The following is a 19,398-nucleotide window of genomic DNA, read 5'->3' as shown; positions in this document are numbered from 1 at the left end:
TGAATAACAGGGAATTTTCTGTATATCCATACGGATATCACTATACAATGATTGACATTGTGCTACAATACACTTAGTATTCATATTGTGTCAAATAGTTATGTGATGCTGGAAGGGTTGGAGGTATTGTATGTCTACAGACTCGATTCAAGATTCGTGCCCGGCACCTGTTGAACTACGAGCATCCTCACCGCGTCCGTCTCCCTACCTCCTTTCACCCGGTGAATATGGAGTGGGCATCGGGAGTTTCCTGACAACACTGGGATATGAACTTCCGTTATCGCTGCTGGCGGCGCTCTTCATCCAATTCAAAACGCCCATTCTCCTGGTCACCATCATAGAAGGGGGGGCAATCGCACTCGCCATCTTTGCCTCAATTCTTGGAACCCATCTGGCAACCACTCCCCGGCGTCGTCTCCTCACCATTCTGCTAGGCCACTGTGCCACGACCTGCTGTTATTCCTTGCTTGGCCTTGCCACCACCACAGCTCAACTCGCCTTGTTTCGCATCTCAGCAGCCACCAGCCGGGGCCTGTATACGCCGGCATTCAAGGCATTTCTGGCTGATCTGGGCCCCTCGTTTACGTTCAGGCGAACGTATGGTCTGGTTCGGCTTCTGGAGCATATGGGGAATATCGCCGCTCCGCTCCTGGCACTGGCTCTGGTATTCTGGCTTCAGTCGGGAGCCGCGTTTGTGATCTCGCTCTTACTGGGCGTGCTGGCGCTTGGCTTTCAGTTGCTTACCTTCTTCTTCCGCCGCCGCTCAACGATACGTGAACAGCCTCCGACCTCGCTTCAGGCGCTCTCGCTGTTACAACGCAGTGTGGGTCTGGTCCTTGCGGCTCTGGGGCTCTTCTCTGTCTGTCAGGTCACCACGACGCTGCTGCTTCTACGCACGATCCAGATGCTACCTGAACAACTTAGCAGTACCACGATTGTGCTGGTTTCGCTGCTGCTTTACGCCGTCTTTAACATGGTTACCTCGATTAACGGCTTCTTCTCTGCGTGGCTCAGCGAACGCTGGGGCTCAGTCACGCTGCTCTCACTTGGCCTGCTGCTCTACCTGCTTTCTTACCTGGGCTTCGCCTTCTCGCTCGCGCATCCAGCCTGGTTGATGCTCTGTTTCACGCTGGCCGGGATGGGCAACGGCTGTATTCAGGCCTGTCAGAAAGCCGCGATAGTGGCACTTTCACCCGCCGAACTACGTCTGTCCGCGCTCCGGCTGTTGCCGGTTTTTCAGGCCTGTGGAAGTGCGATTGCGGGGATCATGGTTGGCCTGCTCTGGACCTTCTTTTCACCAATGATCGCCTTTATTCACCTTGCGGTCTGGACACTGCTTGCCTTCCTGATACTGGTCACAGTCGCACTCTCTGTCCAGCGCCAGTCGTTTGATTCCCTACCCTGAACATGCTTTTCCTGCAAGGTCTGATAAAAGATCTGGGCAAGGCGCTTATAGCCCGCAGCGCTGGGATGGAAACCATCCTCGCTGATATACTCTGGATGCTGTTTGATCTCTGACCAGCGCTGATAGAGGTCGACCAGAATCACCTGTTGCCGGGTGGTAATCGCCTTGATGGCGCTGTTGTACGCGCTGATCTGCTGCATTAATGCCTTACGATCGGTTGTCCGAAAGCGTGGCAACAGCGTCAAATCGGGCACATTGGCAACCGCAATGGTTACCTGAGTCTCGGCCTGCTTCAGACTGGTTATCATGGTTTCGAGATCGTGTGCATAGCTGGTTGCTGGCACATGCTCTGCCAGATCGTTGACCGCCAGCCAGATCGTCACCAGCCGAGGATGCACTTCCAATGCCGGAGGCAATTCAGAAGCCAGAGCCTCATGCATGGTAATACCGGAGAAGCCCAGATTGACCAGCCGGGTCTTATGGTCAAGGAGCTCAACCAGACGTGCGGGCCAGCTCTCTGTTTCAGGGTGCTCAGTGCCAACACCGACCGTATCAGAGGCACCAATAGCAACGTAGATATTCTCTCTGGGTGAAGGCTTCTGTGTGGGGCTACCCGATTGCAGGATCGAGCCCGCGCAACCGGCAAGCACAAGCGTTATAAGGGATAGGAGGAAAAGGTATTTGAGCCATTTCATGAGAAAACAGTTTCTCGCTGAATTCAGGACGCTCTTTTTTCAACCACCGAAGAAAAGGCTGGCCTCTCACCGCATAGAGAGGCCGCTTGATTGCTTTGTGGCCTCTCCCGACATCGTATGCATTACCGAACGAGGCCCGCGGTGAGAAGTGCCAGCCCTGCAAAGAGCACAACACAGACAATCGTGATGTTAAAGACAAGACGCTCAACGCCACGGCGTGTCTTAAAGACTGATCCTGCACTGCTACCGCCAAACGCGCTACCGAGACCAGCACCACGCGCCTGCATCAAAATAAAAAGCATCGTAGCAATACTCAGGATAATCTGAATACCATAGATCGCTGGAAGCCATTGCTGTGGCAACTTTGATCCTCACTTTCAGGCTGAAAGGCCAGCCATCCTACAAACAGCAGAAAAACACATTGGATTCCTGCACAGCCGCTCAGCTTACAGTACTCCAATTCTGGGAGATTATACCATAGTTCACTGTTTTCGTCGAGTCGGTGCATTCAGAGTCGAATTGCAGCGCAGGGGAGAGCATAGCAGCGGTAGCAGCTCGCCTTTTGCGCAGGGATCAGCAAAAGCAGGCACCCTCGCGGCCCTGTTTATTCAGAAGTGTTATTAGCAGAGAGAAGGGGTCGGCTCGCTAAAAGCGGGGGTTACGGGATATCGGTCAAACGGGCTATACCCTTGTAGCAGACATGTCCTTATGGTACAATACACACCGGGCGAGGACAACAGGGTCCCCGCCCGAACTTATGTAGAAAAGCGAAAAACACAACTATGGAAATTACTTGGCTGGGCCACTCCTGTTTTCAAATACGTGGCAAACAAGTTACACTCGTAACCGATCCATACACTCCACTGCAAGGGTCCTCAGAAGGGGAGCAGCCCCGGCTGAGTCAGATAAACGCCCGCATCGTCACCGTCAGTCACAATCATCCCGGACACAACAACGTGAGCGCAGTAGGCGGTACTCCTTATATTGTGCGTGGCCCCGGAGAGTATGAGATCAGTGATGTTCTCATTACCGGTGTTGCGTCTTTCCATGATAAAGAGTACGGAAAGAAGTTCGGACGCAACACTATCTACGTCATCCATATGGATGATCTGGTTATCTGCCACCTGGGAGACCTAGGGCATACATTACAGGAAACGCAACTCGAAGCGGTTGCAGACGCAGATGTCCTTTTGCTGCCTGTTGGCGGTGAGCACGTCATTAATGCCGCTCAAGCAGCGGAAGTCATCAGTCAGATTGAACCTCGTATTGTGGTACCGATGCACTACACCTCTGGAGAATCTCAGGGGGTTCTCGAAACGTTCTGTAAAGAAATGGGGATTGAAACCATCACCCCACAGCCAAAGCTTGTAGTCACACCAAATACACTCCCGACAGAGACCCAGGTTGTGATACTTACCTCACATACGTAGTCATCGTAGAATCTTTTCATAAACAGTTGAACGGCAAGGCTCCGAATCAAGGAGGTTTTTTTAGTATGTCAAAGTTTATCTTTGTGACGGGAGGGGTGGCATCTTCGGTCGGTAAGGGTATCAGTGTCGCCTCCATCGGGCGTCTCCTCAAAAATCGCGGAGTCTCCGTCTCGCTCATGAAGCTGGACCCCTACATCAACGTCGATCCCGGCACGATGTCACCATATCAACATGGAGAAGTCTTTGTTACCGATGACGGGGCTGAGACAGACCTTGATCTTGGGCACTATGAGCGCTTTACTGATGAGCCAGTGTATCAGGCCAACAATATTACCACGGGCCAGGTCTATGCTTCGGTCATCGCCAAAGAGCGACGCGGAGAATATCTCGGCGGCACCATTCAGGTTATCCCCCACATCACCAACGAAATCAAAGAGCGTATTCACGCTGTAGCCCGCCGCTCCGATGCCGATGTTGTCATTGTTGAGGTTGGCGGTACCGTCGGTGATATTGAAGGGGAACCGTTCCTTGAAGCTATCCGCCAGATGCGCACTGATGTAGGGCGGCGCGATGTTCTCTATTTACATGTTACACTCCTACCCTATATTGGCGCATCAAAAGAATTAAAAACAAAGCCGACCCAGCATAGTGTGAAAGAGCTGTTGCGCGTCGGCATTCAGCCAGATGTCATTCTCTGCCGCTCAGACTATCCGGTCAGCGACGAAATCCGCGAGAAGATTGCCCTCTTCTGTAACGTCGAGACCCGCGCGGTCATTCCAATGGAAACCGCCGAGACCATCTACGAAGTGCCTCTCACGCTGGAAGAAGCTGGGCTGGGCGAGTATATCGTTCAGGAGCTTGGTCTGAAGCAGCAGGAGCCCAATATGCAGGAGTGGCGTGATCTGGTCGCCAGGATCAAGAGCCCACGTCCCGAACTGACCATTGGTCTCGTTGGAAAATATGTTGAGCTGCACGATGCATATATGTCGGTCGCGGAGGCGCTACATCATGCGGGCTGGCACCATGACGTCGATGTACGCATCAAATGGATTAACTCGGAAGCGCTGGAGAAGATGAACGAGGCCGAGGTGCTGGAAGATGTGGCAGGTATCATTGTTCCCGGCGGCTTTGGACATCGCGGTATTGAAGGCAAGATCAAAGCAGCCAGCTTCGCCCGTCGCAACAAGATCCCCTATCTGGGTCTCTGCCTGGGTATGCAGGTTGCGGTGATTGAATTTGCACGCAATGTGCTTGGCTTGCAGGATGCAAATAGCTCCGAATTTGATCCTCAGAGCCCGCACCCGGTGATTGACCTCATGCTCACTCAGCGCCAGGTTGCCGATAAAGGTGGCACGATGCGTCTTGGGAACTGGGTCTGCTGCCTGACCAAAGATACCAAAGCCTACAAGGCCTACAACGAGCCCATCGTATTCGAGCGTCATCGTCATCGCTATGAGTTCAACAACGAGTATCGCAAACGGATGGAGGCGAATGGTCTGATTGTCAGCGGTCGCTCTGCTGATAACAGTCTGGTCGAGATCATTGAGGTAAAAGACCATCCGTGGTATGTTGCCTCACAGTTCCACCCGGAATTCAAGAGCCGCCCGACACGGCCACATCCACTCTTCCGTGATTTTGTTGGCGCTTGTAAGCAGTCTGTACAGCAAAGGACACTGGGAACCGAAAGTGAAACCTCGCTCGATGTCCGCGAGGTCTTGCCCGACTCCCGTGTTGAAAGGTAATTCTACCTATCATGTTGTACTTGAGCCAGTTGCTCGGTAAAACAGTTGAAACAGCCCAGGAGACACGAGCGGGCAGAATTATTGATGTCCTTGTCCCGATAGCACAGATAGGGCATAATCAGGCGTCATACCCGAGTGCCCTGGTGTTAGAGGATGATAACGAACAACAATGGCGAGTTCTTCCCACAACCCTTGAATGGGATCAGGCGGGAGAACTTCGCCTGGCTCTCCCGCTTGAACAGCGAGAAGACGCTACCACCTCATCACAGGATGAAATCTCCCTGGCTCAGGAAGTCTTCGACAAGCAGGTTATCGACATCAAACGCAAGAAAGCCGTACGCGTCAACGACGTCGTTTTTGACAGTGATTGGCAGATCCTCGGTATCGATGCCAGCACCTTTGGACTGGTCCGGCGACTGGTTCCCGGCTGGCTCCTCGGCTCTAAAAGCCAGAGCACGCCTACCCAATTTATTCCCTGGAACCAGATTGAGATTATCGGGCTCCAGCGGCCCGGCAATCAGGATATCGAGGAGACCACGTTAGAGCCAACTCCACCCACACACCCGGGATTAAGCGGGCATCTGGCCGAACTCCATCCGGCAGACATCGCTGAAATCGTTCATCAGCTCTCACCCGGTCAGGGAGCACGCATTATTGAGAAACTCGATAATGAGACCGCCGCTGATACTATGGAAGAGATTGACACCGAACGACAACAGGCTATTCTGGAAAATCTGGACGAGCACCGCGCAGCGGAGATTCTCCAGGCAATGGGACCGGATGAGGTCGCGGATCTTCTGGCACAGATACCTGAGGAACGAGCGCAAGAACTGCTTCATCTGATGAAGCCAGAAGACTCAGAAGAGGTTCAGGAGCTCCTGGAATATGCAGCCAATACAGCTGGCGGCCTGATGACGACCGACTATGTCGCACTCAAGCAGACACATACCGTCGCGGATGCGCTCCAGGCTATCCGTACGAACCTGCATCAGTACGATATCCATAGTCCATATGTCTACTGTCTGGCTGAAGAGAGTGAAGAGGAAGAGACACATCTTGTAGGTGTGATCGATATCTGGAAGCTGATCGATGCCGCTCCGACACAGGAGCTTCAACAGCTTATGCACACCGACCTGATTACGGTCTCACCTGAAACAGAGGCGCAGGAAGTTGCCGAGACTATCGCCAAGTATAACCTGCTGGCCGTTCCAGTGGTCAATGAGCAGGGTATCCTTGAGGGTATTGTCACGGTTGACGACGCGCTTGATGTGCTGCTTCCTCCCAACAAACGACGGAGACCACCAAAAATGTACTGATGGGCAGCAGCTTCCCGGGAGCGGCCCAGGAAGCTCCCGTCTTCAGGCGGGAGAGGAATGGCGGCTGCTCAAGCGTGCCAAAGCGAGAACTGCTGCGTCTCCCTCTCAAACAGGACACTTGTTTCAGCATGATTGACACGCTCTTCATCGGATGATACGCTCCCTGGTATGGAGCGAGAGCGGGCCGCGCAGTGAACTGCCACACACGTTGAACGAAGAATGCTTCTCGCCCGGTCCTGCCGGACGAGAACGGGGCAGGTGTCACTTGTCCCTGATGTGTCGAACAAGGAAGCCAAAGCAGAGCGCCTGCAATGGTACTCTGAGGTGCGGTGAAGTTCAGACACAAGCCCCCTCCTTCTGGCGGAGGTGATTGACTGGCAGCAAGAAGCAAGGAACACAGGCTTCACCCTCTTTCAGGGAGAGAGCCCGTGTCAGTGGCAGTGTGTTATCCGTCCTGAAGATGGCTGCTTCGTATCCTCACGCATTCCCTCCCGGATGTAGTCTGCATCCGGGAGTCTTTTTTCAGCGTTAGAAAAGCGGATGGGGCGGCAAGGACAGCGCGGCATCCATTGCCTGTAACACACAGATGATATCCTGACAGACATCCTGCATTACCTGAGGAAGCCACAGCTCAGGATGCGGTGTCGCAACCTCAACACCACCTTCCTCAACCTCTTCGCGCTCATCAGGATAGCTGCTATTCTCATATCCATCGAGTTCCGGGGAATCATCCAGCAGCCCTCGCATTCCATCAGGATGCCAGATCGGGATCTCAACTCGCTGCTGAAGCGTTAACACATCGGGAACTAACCGATTATCTTGTAACACGACACTGACGCCCGGGCGCGTCTCAGTCGTTCTTCTGCTATGCTCACTTGCCCGCAAGCGGAGCAATTGCAAGAGCGAAAGCAGCGTTTCTTCTGAAATGGCCGTGCCGTGCAGGGGAAGCGTATAAGAAAGATCCAGCACCAGCGGCGGAATAGCGCTGGTTTGCAAATGTGGGCAACTCGGGTCAGGACCGTGGAAGAACTCACATACGCCAGCAGGACCATCCAGGGAGAGCGCAGTATCTAGCGAGCCCCAGGTAAATGAGATGGAGCAAGAACTATGCTCTTCCGCCTCGTCACAGCTCCCTATGTGACAGGTGCAGGCGAATTCCCGCTCAAGCGAGCGAGTATTCATCCAATACTCGGGATGCACGGTCAGTCCAGTGGCATCAGCCGCTTTCAAAAAGTACCCTGTCACCTCTTCGTATGTCAACACGTTAAAAACTCCTTGCGCCATACTATAGCCAGCGCACACGCCGTTCCCGTCATGTTATCCGCCCTCATATTACCTGAAGACATCCATAAGTGTCAATCGAACGTCAACGACGAGCTCGAGTGCAATACAAGCGCAATCTATGCGAAGGAATAGAGCAAGATGTTCCGAGAGGGAACATAAGAAATTTGGGAACCCGCAAGGTGCGAGTTCCCATTTTCTTGCTCTCAGGAAAAAAGGATGCGTCCGTTTAGATCATAGGACTGATCGAAAGGATCGTATAGTTTGTCACACCACCAGGGGTCGTAACGCTCACCTCGTCGCCCTCTTTATGTCCGAGCAGTGCTTTCCCAACTGGCGATTGATCGGAGATCAAACCCGCTTTTGGATCTGCCTCATACGTCTCAACCAGCTTAAATGTACGCTTGACACCGCTCTCGTTCTCGACTTCGACCCTCATGCCAATACGTGCAGTCAGGGGGCCGTCGGTCTGAAGCATATCCGGTGACATAACCTCGGCGACCGAGAGCAACTGCTCCAGACGCATAATCTCGCCTTCTACCTGTGCCTGCGTATTTTTTGCATCTTCATAGGCACTACTTTCACTGATATCACCGGCCTCTTTCGCCTCGTGAATGTAGTCCGCCGCCTCTTTTCGCTTGACATTGCGCAGATAATCAAGGCGCTCCTTCATTTTGGCATAGCCTTCAGGAGTCAATCGATACACTTTGCGCTCTGAATTTGTGTCACTCTGTCCACCAATAGTCATTGCAAAAACTCCTCCTGGTACCAGGTTTCCCCTATGCCGGGTTTTCCCTGATACCCGCCTCTAGTAACGTTATAGTTTTTCAGACCTCACTTATTATTCATATACCATTTTCCCCACATCTCTCACACCCTCCCGACCTCTTCCTGTGGGAGAATGTACCGGATCCACCGGAATAGCCATTCATAGCGGCAAAGAGGACGAACGTACAGACAGGCTCCCTCTCTTCTGGCGAGAGGGCATGCCGTCAGGTTAAGGTCTGGAATAACTGGTGCACACTGCATACATTACCAGTATTTTTTTACAGAAAATACTGTGCAGTGGACCACACACATGAGGGAGATTATAACGTTGAGATATCGTCCTCGTCAAGTAATTTGCAGGCAAATTTGCGGCAATTCGTGCATATTTTTTACGAATCCTGCCTCATTTTGTGTATCTGCGTTGCATGTCTCCCCTCGCTGTAGGAGAAAGGCATGTTTCGTCCGAGCAAGCTCTAACAGCATACATGTCTAAACAGAAACATGCACAAATCTATTCCCGGTTTCCGGAAACAAAACGGAAGAGTTTTGTCCCGCATTCAGGACAGACTCCCGTAACGGCCTGCCGCCCGTTTTTGGTTGTTGTCTTTTCTGGATGAGCCAGAGGCCGCTTTTGCCGGCACCTGACACAATAGGCTTCCACCATCATAGTTTGTGCTTCCGCTGGTTCAGGTTCCTTCCTTTCTTCATCGACCGATGTAGATGATTCTTCAGGTTGCTCTTCTGTTTTCCCTTGAGGCTCAAGCGTACTCAGATGCTCATCTTCAACCTGTGCTTTCTCCGGCGTGGCCGGTTCTCCCTCAGAAACCGGTTCGGGAACCACATATGTTGAAGCTGTACTCGCGTATGGAGCCTGACGCATACGATATCGTATCAGTATAGCCAGCAACCCAAACGCAACAAAAAAGAACACCCCGAGACACAGGAGCCTGAAATTTCGGCGCATCCATACCTCCTGACCGTCAGCCCTGCCGGGTCCGACCAAATAAGTGAGCACCATAGTTAGAGTATAGCATGTCAGTATGCATCACGGTAAGCAAGAGGCTGCCCTTTTCCCTGCCAACAAAACACCTGGAAATTTCATCCCGATAAGACTATAATGTGTCCACACCTCTCGATCTGTCATCCAATCGGGGGGAAAATAACCGAAAGTTCTTATGTAGAGACGACGCCAGCGCTGAGTCATCATCGCTCAGCACGTCAGTTCGGGCATCTTGTTTCTATTCGCCAGTTCAGGTGAATGGGAAGGAAGCCAGCTTCCAGCCCAGGTGTCGTAAAAGGAGGCGCGATGCCCATGCTTGTAGGAATTATTCTGATTGCACTTATTGCCTATCTCTGGGGCTCTATTCCTTCCGGCTACTGGATGGGAAAGCTCTTACGAGGAAAAGACTTCGATATTCGCCAGTATGGAAGCCATAAAATCGGGGCAACCAACGTCCTGCGCACTCTGGGAAAAGTCCCGGCCTTGATCGTTTTTCTGGTTGATATTTCAAAGGGACTCGGGCCAACTCTTCTGGCAACCTTTGTGCCATTTTTTGCCAATGGCGGTTGGGGGCCTGCGGTTGCCGGTCTCTGTGCACTGCTCGGGCACTGCTTCCCAATCTTTATTGGCTTCAAAGGCGGGCGCGGCGTTGCGACCGGCGCGGGAGCGCTGCTGATTATTTCACCCTATATCTTTCTTATCAGCATGGTTGTGGTCATTGCCACTATCGCCATTTCGCGCTACGTCTCGCTTGGCTCAATCCTCGGTTCCGCAACGGCCATCATTTGCGGAATCATCTTCTATTTTGTCAGCCAGAACAACCCGCAGTTCCTTATCCAGGTCAATCTGGCAAACCTCTTCTTTCTCGTGGTTGTCCCCGCGCTGATCATTCTGTTCCATTACGACAATATCGGCCGCTTGCTCAAGGGGCAGGAACGCAAGATAGGACAGAAAGTCACCGTCCAGCCGGGAGATCAAAAGGCATAAGTGACCTGCTCCATAACACAAAAAAACCGTGACACATCCGTCACGGTTCTCTTTTTTCCTTCGCTCAGCGCTTTGCTTCGTCTCGAAACAGGGGTAGGGCACCGAGGATATATTCAACACCGGAGAAAATGGTCCAGATGGTCGCCACAATCATCAACACATCAGCAACCAGCAAAAGAATTTCGCTCAAAACCAGCGTCTGACTGTTAAAGGTCAACATGAGCGGGAAGAGCCCGAGCAAGTGCGCACCCAGACCTTTTGCCAGCAAGATACCCCCCATCGCGACAAGCGTAATAAAGGTCTTCTGTTTCCCCCACATACCAGCAGGAATAACTTTTCCTTTCGCCGCCGCAATCGAGCGTAGACCAGAAACCATAAACTCCCGGACGACAATAATAGCAACAATCCAGGCTGGCACCAGGCCAATTTGAACCATCGCGATCAGGATTGCAGCCACAAATACTTTATCAGCGGTCAGATCCAGGAAGACACCCAGAGAAGAGACAACTGAGAATCGGCGCGCAAGGTAGCCATCGAGGAAGTCAGTCACTGACGCCAGCACAAAAAGCACTGTCGCCACCAGATAGGCCCAGGGCTGATTCACCAGAACGAGAATAAAGACGATGACCGTTGAGATCAATCGACTGATGCTCAATATATTGGGAATATTACGCATTACAACACCTCAAACAAGTGCCCGACCGGGGATACACACCCGGGCCTCGAAAAGAGAACTTTCTGTGACTGCCCTACAAACACCTTGCCTGAACCCCTGATCACCTGAGACCTGGCACTCATAGTATTATATAGGCAAATAACCTCGTTGTATAGCTCTCGCATTGGCACGCGAAACCACACCAGATCCGCTCTCTGCTACTCAGTCGGAGCGACAGCGACCAGAATATCACGCCGCTTGACGACACGATCAACCCCATGCGCAAAATCGCTATAGGGCGGCTCGTTCAAAACCTGCAACCGGGTATGGCGTTCAACCAGATCCACCAGGATAGAGCGCTCTACGCGGGTCGCATTCCATGCCAGCGCGAGCGTGCCACCAGGCAACAGGATTTTTTCCCACGCAGGAAGAACTGCCTGTAGAAGCGCCGAGACATCCCCGAAGCGCTGCGTTTCTCCCGTAACATACCGAGAGCTATGCTGAATATTATAAGGGAGATCCGCGACAACCGCATGCATATGAGGTCCTCCAGGCACCTCTCGCATATGCACCAGCGCTTCTTTACTATCTCCTTGTGCCAGCACAAAGTAGCGGGCTTCGTCCGCATGCGCCTTCGAGAGCCGGGTTCCCTTCATCCCGATCTCAAACTGATAGCGACGTCCGGTCTTACGGCGCTCGTCAATCTCCTTGAAAGGGATCTGCTCCCCGGTTAAAAACTGGCGGGTATAACCAATTGTTGTCTCTATATCCTGCCGATTCAGCTCAATGCCAAATGCATCATATCCATGTTCCAGCGCGGTAAAGAGCGTGGTTCCGCCTCCTGCCAACGGATCTAGAATTCGTAAACGCTCGTTATATTGATTGGCATAGCGTCCGGCAAAGACCGCAACATTGAGCAGGACCTTTGTAAAGAGCTCGTTCGTTTTCCCTTTATAGCGTCGAGCTTCGGCCATTTCAGGCGGAATAAAGGGTGTATAGAGCGTTGAGAATGGACGCAAGAACGGCCCTTCCATATCGCCTAGCCGCTCAAAATACTCAAAGGCCTCACTGGTCGCACCGAGGGAACCCAGGACGGAACGCACAAAGTGCGCATCCAGCCGCTCAGCCTCAGGACGAAACGAAACCAGAAGGTAATCATGGCCCGCCATCGTGATACGTTCTACATGGTCAATAGCGGAGCGTAAGGGACTGGCAAGTAATTCAGGAGTCGCTAAAGCGGTTGCCAGTTTCGTGTATTGAGTGCTACGTTGTGGAGCAATTTTCAGCGCGAGTTTCATGAAATCCAGTATAGCATAGCCCTGTACGACAAAGCTATACTCTTCCCAAAGCGTATACACTGGGTTTAGAATATTTCCAGAGCCGGAGAAACACACAAACTACAGAGAGACGGGAGGGTAGCTTCCAGTCTCCCACCTGAACAGAGCTTGGAGGCGGTTTTCTATGCACATTGTTACAGTTGCAGAAATGCGCGAGCTAGAGGCCCAGGCAGACAAGCAATACGGGCTCTCCTCGCCAATCCTGATGCAAAACGCAGGTAAAAGCGCCGCAGACATCTTTATCGAGCATTTACCCTCACAGCAAGATATTCATAACCTCAATATCCTGCTCCTCATCGGGCCGGGGAACAACGGTGGTGATGGTCTGGTGATGGCGGAACACCTGAAAAATGCCGGTGCAAGCATCAATCTCTATCACTGGAAACAGCGCAGATTGATTATTCGCGGCGAAGAGATCGAGTCCGAACATGTTGCGCGCGAGTTTGAAGCAGCGCTGCAACGCGCCGATTATATTATTGACGCCCTCTTAGGCACTGGAACTTCACGACCACTTACCGAAGATATGCGGCACCTGCTTCAGCGGGTTGAGCAAGAACGCAAGCGCCGCAAGTCCGTGCGCGTTGTCGCGATCGATCTACCCACCGGGCTAAACGCGGATACCGGCAAAGTCGATGAGGGCTGCATCCGCGCCGATATGACGATTACGCTGGCCTGTCCCAAACAGGGCTTCTTCTTCTTCCCGGGGCGCGATTACATTGGCGAGCTCTATGTTGGCTCTATCGGGCTACCTGAAGCCCTTGAACAGGATCTGCACACCGAGATGCTAACGACAACGCTGGTGCATCGCATACTCCCGGAGCGCCCACTGAACAGCAACAAAGGGACATTCGGCAAGGTCATGCTCTTCTGTGGCTCACCTCCCTATCCGGGGTCTGCCTATCTCGCAGGACGTGCTGCGGCCCGGGTTGGAGCCGGTTTGATTACGCTGGCAGTCAGCGAACAGATGCTGCCAATCTATGCCAGCTCCTTCCATGAGGCAACCTTTGCGATTCTACCTGAACGCGCCACTACGGCCGGTCCGACTGAGAACGAGACCACGGTCAAAGTACGCAGCTTGATTGCACATATGCAAGGATATCGCGCTCTGCTAATCGGTCCTGGCCTGGGCCAATCAGCACAGACCCGCGAAATGATCCTGCAACTGCTGGAATACCTGCGCTCTCAACCCCGCGAACAGCGCCCGCGCCTGATTATCGATGCGGATGGCCTCAACAACCTATCGGCACTTGAGCACTGGTGGACCTACCTGCCGGAGGACACCGTAATTACCCCCCATCCAGGCGAAATGGGGAGGCTCTGCAATGGTCACAAGGTGTCAGGGGGCGATATCGAGAGGCTGGAGCTGGCACGCGAGAAAGCCCGGGAATGGAAGGTAACACTTGTGCTCAAAGGGGCCTGTACGATCATCGCGACCCCCGACGGCAAGACACGCATGAACTGGTATGCTAACCCTGCACTTGCCTCTGCCGGTACAGGCGATGTGCTCGGGGGCATGATTGCGGGCTTTCTGGCTCAAGGGCTAGCGCCGTTTGATGCCGCCAGCGCCGGTGTCTATCTACACGTAGCAGCCGCGCAACTGGTCAGTCAGGAAACAGGGCCCGCTGGTCTGCTGGCCTCGGATCTGCTTCCTCAGATTCCTCGGGCCATGCTGCAGACAACGAAAGAAGACCTCTAGCCAAAAAAGAAGAGGCCGTCTTCAACTGTATGCCAGTAGGGGACGGCCTTTAATAGTAACAATGGCTTGGTAGGGTCTAGCAAAGCTACTCGGCGCTGGTCTCAGCGGTCTCCGCAGCGCTCTCTTGAGCCGGAGCAGCATACTTGCCAGCCTCATCAACCACATGCACTGTGATCTTCGGTTCCAGTTGGGATGCAACCTTGACGGTAACGCTATATGTACCAACGGAACGAATTGGCTCAGGTAGAGTGATAGAGCGACGATCAACCACAATACTTGCGTTGCGCAGTGCTTCCGCAATATCCTGTGAGGTGATCGACCCATACAGGCGACCCTCGCTACCAACTCTCTCCTTAAAGGTCAGAGCAACCTGGCTCAAACGCTCCGCGAGCTGGCGCTGCTGCTCAGCCAACTTCTCCTGCTTGCGCTTCTCGGCAGCAATGCGCTGTTCGCGATTAGCAAGCAGACTGGGAGTGGCCCCCGCCGCAAGCTGACGCGGCAAGAGATAGTTGCGGGCATACCCATTAGCCACATCTTTTAAGTCTCCGGCCTTTCCAAGACCTTCGACATCCTGTAAAAGAATTACTTTCATCTTAATAAAGCTCCTCAAGAGGTGTAGGGCGATAAATGACCCGGCTACCTCCTCACGCAAAGTCAACGCCGAATATTATATCGCTTTGAACAGGGTTTGTCCAGAAAGCTTTTTCAGCCGAAATACCGCTTCCCTGCATCATCTCCTCTCCTGTCATCTCCAAATCAGAGTTTCATCTTCCGAAAATGAAAGAAAAGATATGAACACGCATGGAATTTCGTCGATCTTGAATCAAAAAGCCAGTCTTTGCCTCCCAAATGGTAGCCCTTACAGGCCATAGAAGCGCTGTGCTTTTCCCTGATATAGCTGGAACACTCTCTTCTCTTTCGCCGTGGCACATGCAAGAGGTGGTTTCATCCTTTGCCAATTCTTGAGTGACATAACCTTCCACCTCTCTTTTGCTTTTTCACCGAGCGGGCAACAGACAAAGGATCAGAAAGACATGGGAAACACATCACGGCAACAGGGTGAGCGCTGGTTTGCAACGCTCATCGAGCAGAGTCATGACCCTATCGCGCTTGTGCAGCTAGACGGAACTATCACCTATATCAGCCCATCTATTGAGCGCCTTACTGGATATTCTGTTGCGGAATATCTGAACAGGAACTTCTTTACTTTACAACACCCTGATGACGTTGCCGTGGTGCGTGCGCGTATTGACCAGATCAAAGACAAGGCAGGAGCCACCACTACGGTCAAGTATCGGCGCCAGATTAAAAATGGCGCCTGGATCTGGATCGAGGCCGTCGTCACCAATCAGCTCGCACACCCACAGCTCCAGGCCCTGTTGATGAACTACCACGATGTCACCGAGGCCGAGCAGACCAAACGCCAGATTCAGGAAAGCCAGGAACAGTATCGCGCCCTCATGGAAAAATATCAATGCTTACTTGAGCGGGAGAAACAAGCACGCGCCGAGACCGAGGCAGCCAGACAACACCTGTATGATCTGTTCATGCAGGCCCCCGCCAATATCACCATTACCAGTGGCCCGGAGCATCGTATCACGTTAATGAACCCTAACACACAGCAAACCATCGGACGCCGCGATATACTCGGCAAGCCCCTGCGCGAAGCTATACCAGAACTGGTCGAACAGGGCCTTCTATCGCTGCTTGATCAGGTTTATCGGACCGGACAGCCAGTTATCGGCAAAGAGCGCCTGATCCGTTTCGATAAATATGGGACCGGCCATCTAGAGAACGGCCACTTCAATTTTACCTATCAGCCGGCCCGTAACGCGCAGGGCGAGGTCGAGGGAATCATGATCTACGGTGTTGAGGTCACGGAACTGGTCGAGGCTCGGCAGCGGGCCGAAGAGCTGGCAAATCAGCTCGAAGCAGAACATGCACGCCTGGAACAGGTACTTCAGCAGATGCCCTATGGCGTCATAATTGTTGAAGCGCCCACTCATAAAATCGTGCTGTGCAATCAGCAGCTTGAACAGATCCTGGGGCTGACGTTCCCAGCAAACAGCATACTTGAGTATGACCAGTATCGTGGCTACCACCCCGACGGACGCCGCTATGAGCCTGAAGAATGGCCGCTCTATCGCGTCGTCACAAAAGGGGAGACAATCCAGGGCGAAGAAATCACGTATGTGCGTGATGATGGCACATCCATTATCCTGCGGGTAAACGCGGCACCGATCTATAATACTCGTGGGGAGATTATCGCCGGTGTCACGGTTCTCGATGACATTACCAGGCGGAAGCAATTCGATACACGCAAAGATACCTTCATCAGTATGGCAGGCCATGAGCTGAAAACGCCCCTTGCCGCCCTCAAAGGCTATTCACAGCTACTTCAGCGCCGCCTGAAGCGCCAGAATGACGAGCAAGCCAAACAGTTTATCAACAAGATCGAGGCTCAGACAACACGACTCCATCGCCTGATTGATGACCTGCTGGATCTCTCAAAGATTCAGAGTGGCCGCCTGGAACTGCATACTCAGGATCTGATGCTTGATATCCTGGTACATGAGGTCGTCGATGATATCCAGATGACGACCCAATCTCATACGTTGCGTATTGAGGGCAAAACAGATGCCATTATCCACGGAGACAGAGACCGTCTCGGACAGGTGTTCACCAATCTGCTGACTAACGCGCTGAAATATTCGCCCGACGCCGATACTATCATCATTCATCTGCGTACTGAAAACAAGTGGGCAGTGGTCAGCGTGCAGGATTTTGGTATCGGCATTTCCAGGGAGCATCAACAGCGCATCTTTGAGCGCTTTTATCAGGTACGCGATGATACCGGACGTACCTTTTCCGGGCTTGGCCTCGGGCTCTATATCACCAATGAGATTATCAAAGCACATCAAGGGCAGATGCACGTTGAGAGCACTCCGGGGCAGGGCTCCATCTTCAGTATTCTCTTACCAATCAAGTCGTAGCATGACAGAAGGGCACTCCGAACAGAGCGCCCTTCTTCGAGCTGCTCGCTTAATAAGCAAGTTCCCTCTGGAACGTCGTTACAAAGGGACGATAGAAGGCGGCAATTGAGCGAGGTAACCGCCCGATCAAAAGTGTCCCCTGGGTCTGGTATTCCATGTGCTCCACATAGCCCCGCCGATGGAACAATTCAACAAGATCGCCACGATCAAAAGGGATCACCACTTCAACGGTGCCCATATGCGTCGCCAGCACCGTCGCAATCATGTCACCTAACGCTTCCAGCCCCTGTCCCTCGCGAGCCGATACCGGCACCGCGTTCGGATACAGAGTAAGGTCAAGGTCAGTTGGATCATCCAACAGATCCACCTTATTCAGGACGGTCACACGTGGCTTCTCTCCTGCACCTAGCTCATCCAGCAACATATTCACTGTCACACTCTGCTCAATCGCATTAACATGGCTGGCATCAACCACCTCAAGCAATATGTCAGCGTTGAGCACCTCTTCCAGTGTGGCCCGAAACGCGGCGATCAGATGCGTGGGCAGCTTCTGGATAAAGCCGACTGTATCAGAAAGCAGGATTTCCTGATTTCCGGGTAACACGAGATGACGGGTAATTGGGTCAAGCGTGGCAAACAGCTTGTTCTCGGCCAGCACTCCAGCAGCAGTGAGCGCATTAAACAGCGTCGACTTGCCCGCATTGGTATAGCCAACCACAGCTACATGTGGCATTGAACGCGTAATACGCTGTCTTCTCTGCACGGCACGCTGCATCCGAATCTGCTCAATCTCCTCCCGCAACTCGGCAACGCGCCTGCGAATGCGGCGACGGTCAACCTCCAGCTTTGTCTCACCGGGGCCACGAATGCCGATAGCCCCACCAGCAGCACCAACCCCACGCGAGCCACCGCCCTGCCGGGAAAGCGCCAGATTGTTTCCAGCCAGCCGGGGAAGCCGATATTCAAGCTGAGCCAGTTCAACCTGAAGCCGTCCCTCGCGGCTCAAGGCCCGGCGGGCGAAAATGTCGAGGATCAACGCCGTACGATCAATCACACGGGCATGCAGCATCTTTTCCAGGGTGTGCTGTTGCGTGGGAGTCAGTTCGTCATCAAAGATCACGAGGTCGCAGTGTAACTGTTTTTCCAGGTCAGCAAGTTCCTGGGCGCGTCCCTTCCCCAGGTAGGTCAGAGGGTCGGGATGAGGAAGGCGCTGAACAAGAGAACCCACAACCAGAGCTCCGGCAGTCTGGGCAAGGGCTGTCAACTCAGTCAGAGAATCCTCCGCACTCCACATCCCATCATGCTCATCAGCCTCTACAGCTACCAGCAAAGCCTGTTCCGGCCTGGTTCGGGTATGCGTATAGTGAAGACGTTCGCGGTTCGCCGTAGCTACCTCCAGTCTGGTACTGAGAAAACCAGCTCGACTGATGCTACTGTCCCAAAAACGGGGCAGCAACATGGACACCAAAAATCATCTATACATTTCAAGAGTAGTCTTTCTTCTCCGAAAATGCAAGCATAGCAATCCTGTTTCTTCCGGTTATGGCATCGGGGGCAGCGTGTGCAGGAAGAGACTGTTTATGCGAACGAAATAGCTCCCCTGAAGCATTCTATTGTAGAAATCCCGCCAGGGCAGATAGTCTTCTGTCTGAAGATGCAGAGCCGCCAGTTGGGGATCTTTATTCTGCAAAGCCAACAGAAAACCGCCGAGCAGCATCAATAAGAACAGCCATAACAGCCATGACTCAACCAGGCCAAGCGCTCCACCGACCAGCAGATCAACCACGCCAGCAGCCGGAATGCTCTGGATCAGCCCGCGAATCACCGTTCCCAGGATATGCAGCAAGAGCACCGCACCCAGAAACAGCGCGATATAGACAATGACCGGAGTTGCCGCAAGCCCATTTGAGGAAAGGAACGCCACCAGTTGCGGACCAAAGAAAAAAACCACAGCAATTCCTACAGGAATACTGAGGAGATGTATCAGGCTAAAAATAGCCCCGTTCCGTATTCCATTGAAAATGAGCAACAAAGCACTTATCAGAATCAGAATATCAAGAAGCATCTATCCCTCCAACCAAAAAACAGGAGTA

At 52.9% G+C, this 19,398-nt stretch carries 17 protein-coding genes; 7 read left to right on the top strand and 10 right to left on the bottom strand.

Annotation, left to right across the window (positions count from 1 at the left end; translation table 11 throughout):
• Window positions 1-130: 130 nt before the first annotated feature.
• Entirely contained in the window at window positions 131-1,405 is a 1,275-nt protein-coding gene (locus tag KTH_RS26425) for an MFS transporter (RefSeq protein WP_497621883.1), read from the top strand.
• On the opposite strand, the gene KTH_RS26420 is transcribed toward KTH_RS26425, so the two are convergent.
• Together KTH_RS26420 and secG are read right to left on the bottom strand one after the other, a co-directional pair.
• Window positions 1,315-2,100: an SGNH/GDSL hydrolase family protein gene (locus KTH_RS26420; protein WP_497621881.1), complete on the bottom strand. Its 786-nt coding sequence runs from the start codon at window positions 2,098-2,100 to the stop codon at window positions 1,315-1,317. The genes KTH_RS26425 and KTH_RS26420 overlap by 91 nt on opposite strands.
• A gap of 122 nt (window positions 2,101-2,222) precedes the next feature.
• The gene (secG, locus tag KTH_RS26415; protein WP_211326405.1) at window positions 2,223-2,462 is read right to left on the bottom strand and encodes a preprotein translocase subunit SecG; all 240 of its coding nucleotides are present in this window, start codon (window positions 2,460-2,462) and stop codon (window positions 2,223-2,225) included.
• Window positions 2,463-2,882: 420 nt separating this feature from the next.
• On the opposite strand from secG, the gene KTH_RS26410 reads away from it, so the two are divergent.
• From KTH_RS26410 to KTH_RS26400, 3 genes are all read left to right on the top strand, one after another.
• Window positions 2,883-3,530 carry an MBL fold metallo-hydrolase gene (locus KTH_RS26410; RefSeq protein ID WP_111326160.1) on the top strand — a complete coding sequence of 216 codons (648 nt, stop codon included), beginning with the start codon at window positions 2,883-2,885 and terminating at the stop codon, window positions 3,528-3,530.
• A 65-nt stretch (window positions 3,531-3,595) separates the two neighbouring features.
• Window positions 3,596-5,272 (top strand): CTP synthase, encoded by a 1,677-nt coding sequence (pyrG, locus tag KTH_RS26405; RefSeq protein WP_497621878.1) that lies wholly within the window; start codon window positions 3,596-3,598, stop codon window positions 5,270-5,272.
• A gap of 11 nt (window positions 5,273-5,283) precedes the next feature.
• A complete protein-coding gene (locus KTH_RS26400) occupies window positions 5,284-6,588 on the top strand; it encodes a magnesium transporter (protein ID WP_497621876.1) in 1,305 nt (434 codons plus the stop codon).
• Between the two features lie 528 nt (window positions 6,589-7,116).
• Here the strand turns inward: KTH_RS26400 and KTH_RS26395 are convergent.
• The 3 genes from KTH_RS26395 to KTH_RS26385 all read right to left on the bottom strand — a co-directional run bounded on the left by KTH_RS26395 (window position 7,117) and on the right by KTH_RS26385 (window position 9,601).
• Window positions 7,117-7,851: a hypothetical protein gene (locus tag KTH_RS26395; protein ID WP_497621874.1), complete on the bottom strand. Its 735-nt coding sequence runs from the start codon at window positions 7,849-7,851 to the stop codon at window positions 7,117-7,119.
• A gap of 247 nt (window positions 7,852-8,098) precedes the next feature.
• Entirely contained in the window at window positions 8,099-8,617 is a 519-nt protein-coding gene (gene greA, locus KTH_RS26390) for a transcription elongation factor GreA (protein WP_497621872.1), read from the bottom strand.
• Window positions 8,618-9,148: 531 nt separating this feature from the next.
• The gene (locus tag KTH_RS26385) at window positions 9,149-9,601 is read right to left on the bottom strand and encodes a DUF5679 domain-containing protein (protein WP_111325647.1); all 453 of its coding nucleotides are present in this window, start codon (window positions 9,599-9,601) and stop codon (window positions 9,149-9,151) included.
• A 348-nt stretch (window positions 9,602-9,949) separates the two neighbouring features.
• On the opposite strand from KTH_RS26385, the gene plsY reads away from it, so the two are divergent.
• On the top strand, window positions 9,950-10,624 hold the full coding sequence (plsY, locus tag KTH_RS26380) for a glycerol-3-phosphate 1-O-acyltransferase PlsY (protein WP_170142928.1): 675 nt from the start codon (window positions 9,950-9,952) through the stop codon (window positions 10,622-10,624).
• A 64-nt stretch (window positions 10,625-10,688) separates the two neighbouring features.
• Here the strand turns inward: plsY and pgsA are convergent, their stop codons facing one another.
• The gene (pgsA, locus tag KTH_RS26375) at window positions 10,689-11,300 is read right to left on the bottom strand and encodes a CDP-diacylglycerol--glycerol-3-phosphate 3-phosphatidyltransferase (RefSeq protein ID WP_111325645.1); all 612 of its coding nucleotides are present in this window, start codon (window positions 11,298-11,300) and stop codon (window positions 10,689-10,691) included.
• A 197-nt stretch (window positions 11,301-11,497) separates the two neighbouring features.
• Window positions 11,498-12,637, bottom strand: coding sequence for a TRM11 family methyltransferase (locus tag KTH_RS26370; protein ID WP_497621870.1), 1,140 nt, complete (start codon window positions 12,635-12,637; stop codon window positions 11,498-11,500).
• Between the two features lie 103 nt (window positions 12,638-12,740).
• Between KTH_RS26370 and KTH_RS26365 the strand changes: the two genes are divergently transcribed.
• Entirely contained in the window at window positions 12,741-14,312 is a 1,572-nt protein-coding gene (locus KTH_RS26365; protein ID WP_497621868.1) for an NAD(P)H-hydrate dehydratase, read from the top strand.
• Window positions 14,313-14,397: 85 nt separating this feature from the next.
• On the opposite strand, the gene rplI is transcribed toward KTH_RS26365, so the two are convergent.
• Window positions 14,398-14,904 carry a 50S ribosomal protein L9 gene (gene rplI, locus KTH_RS26360; RefSeq protein ID WP_111325642.1) on the bottom strand — a complete coding sequence of 169 codons (507 nt, stop codon included), beginning with the start codon at window positions 14,902-14,904 and terminating at the stop codon, window positions 14,398-14,400.
• A gap of 442 nt (window positions 14,905-15,346) precedes the next feature.
• Here rplI and KTH_RS26355 point away from each other — a divergent pair, with 442 nt between their 5' ends.
• On the top strand, window positions 15,347-17,305 hold the full coding sequence (locus tag KTH_RS26355) for a PAS domain-containing sensor histidine kinase (protein ID WP_111325641.1): 1,959 nt from the start codon (window positions 15,347-15,349) through the stop codon (window positions 17,303-17,305).
• Between the two features lie 49 nt (window positions 17,306-17,354).
• On the opposite strand, the gene hflX is transcribed toward KTH_RS26355, so the two are convergent.
• Both hflX and KTH_RS26345 read right to left on the bottom strand, forming a co-directional pair.
• Window positions 17,355-18,764, bottom strand: a complete 1,410-nt coding sequence (hflX, locus tag KTH_RS26350; RefSeq protein ID WP_111325640.1) for a GTPase HflX — start codon at window positions 18,762-18,764, stop codon at window positions 17,355-17,357.
• An 81-nt stretch (window positions 18,765-18,845) separates the two neighbouring features.
• Window positions 18,846-19,370: a CvpA family protein gene (locus KTH_RS26345; RefSeq protein WP_111325639.1), complete on the bottom strand. Its 525-nt coding sequence runs from the start codon at window positions 19,368-19,370 to the stop codon at window positions 18,846-18,848.
• Between the last annotated feature and the right edge of the window lie 28 nt (window positions 19,371-19,398).

The sequence above is a fragment of the Thermosporothrix sp. COM3 genome (assembly GCF_059696735.1).
Note: the sequence above shows the minus strand (reverse complement) of the source record. Positions and strands in the feature narration are given on the sequence as shown.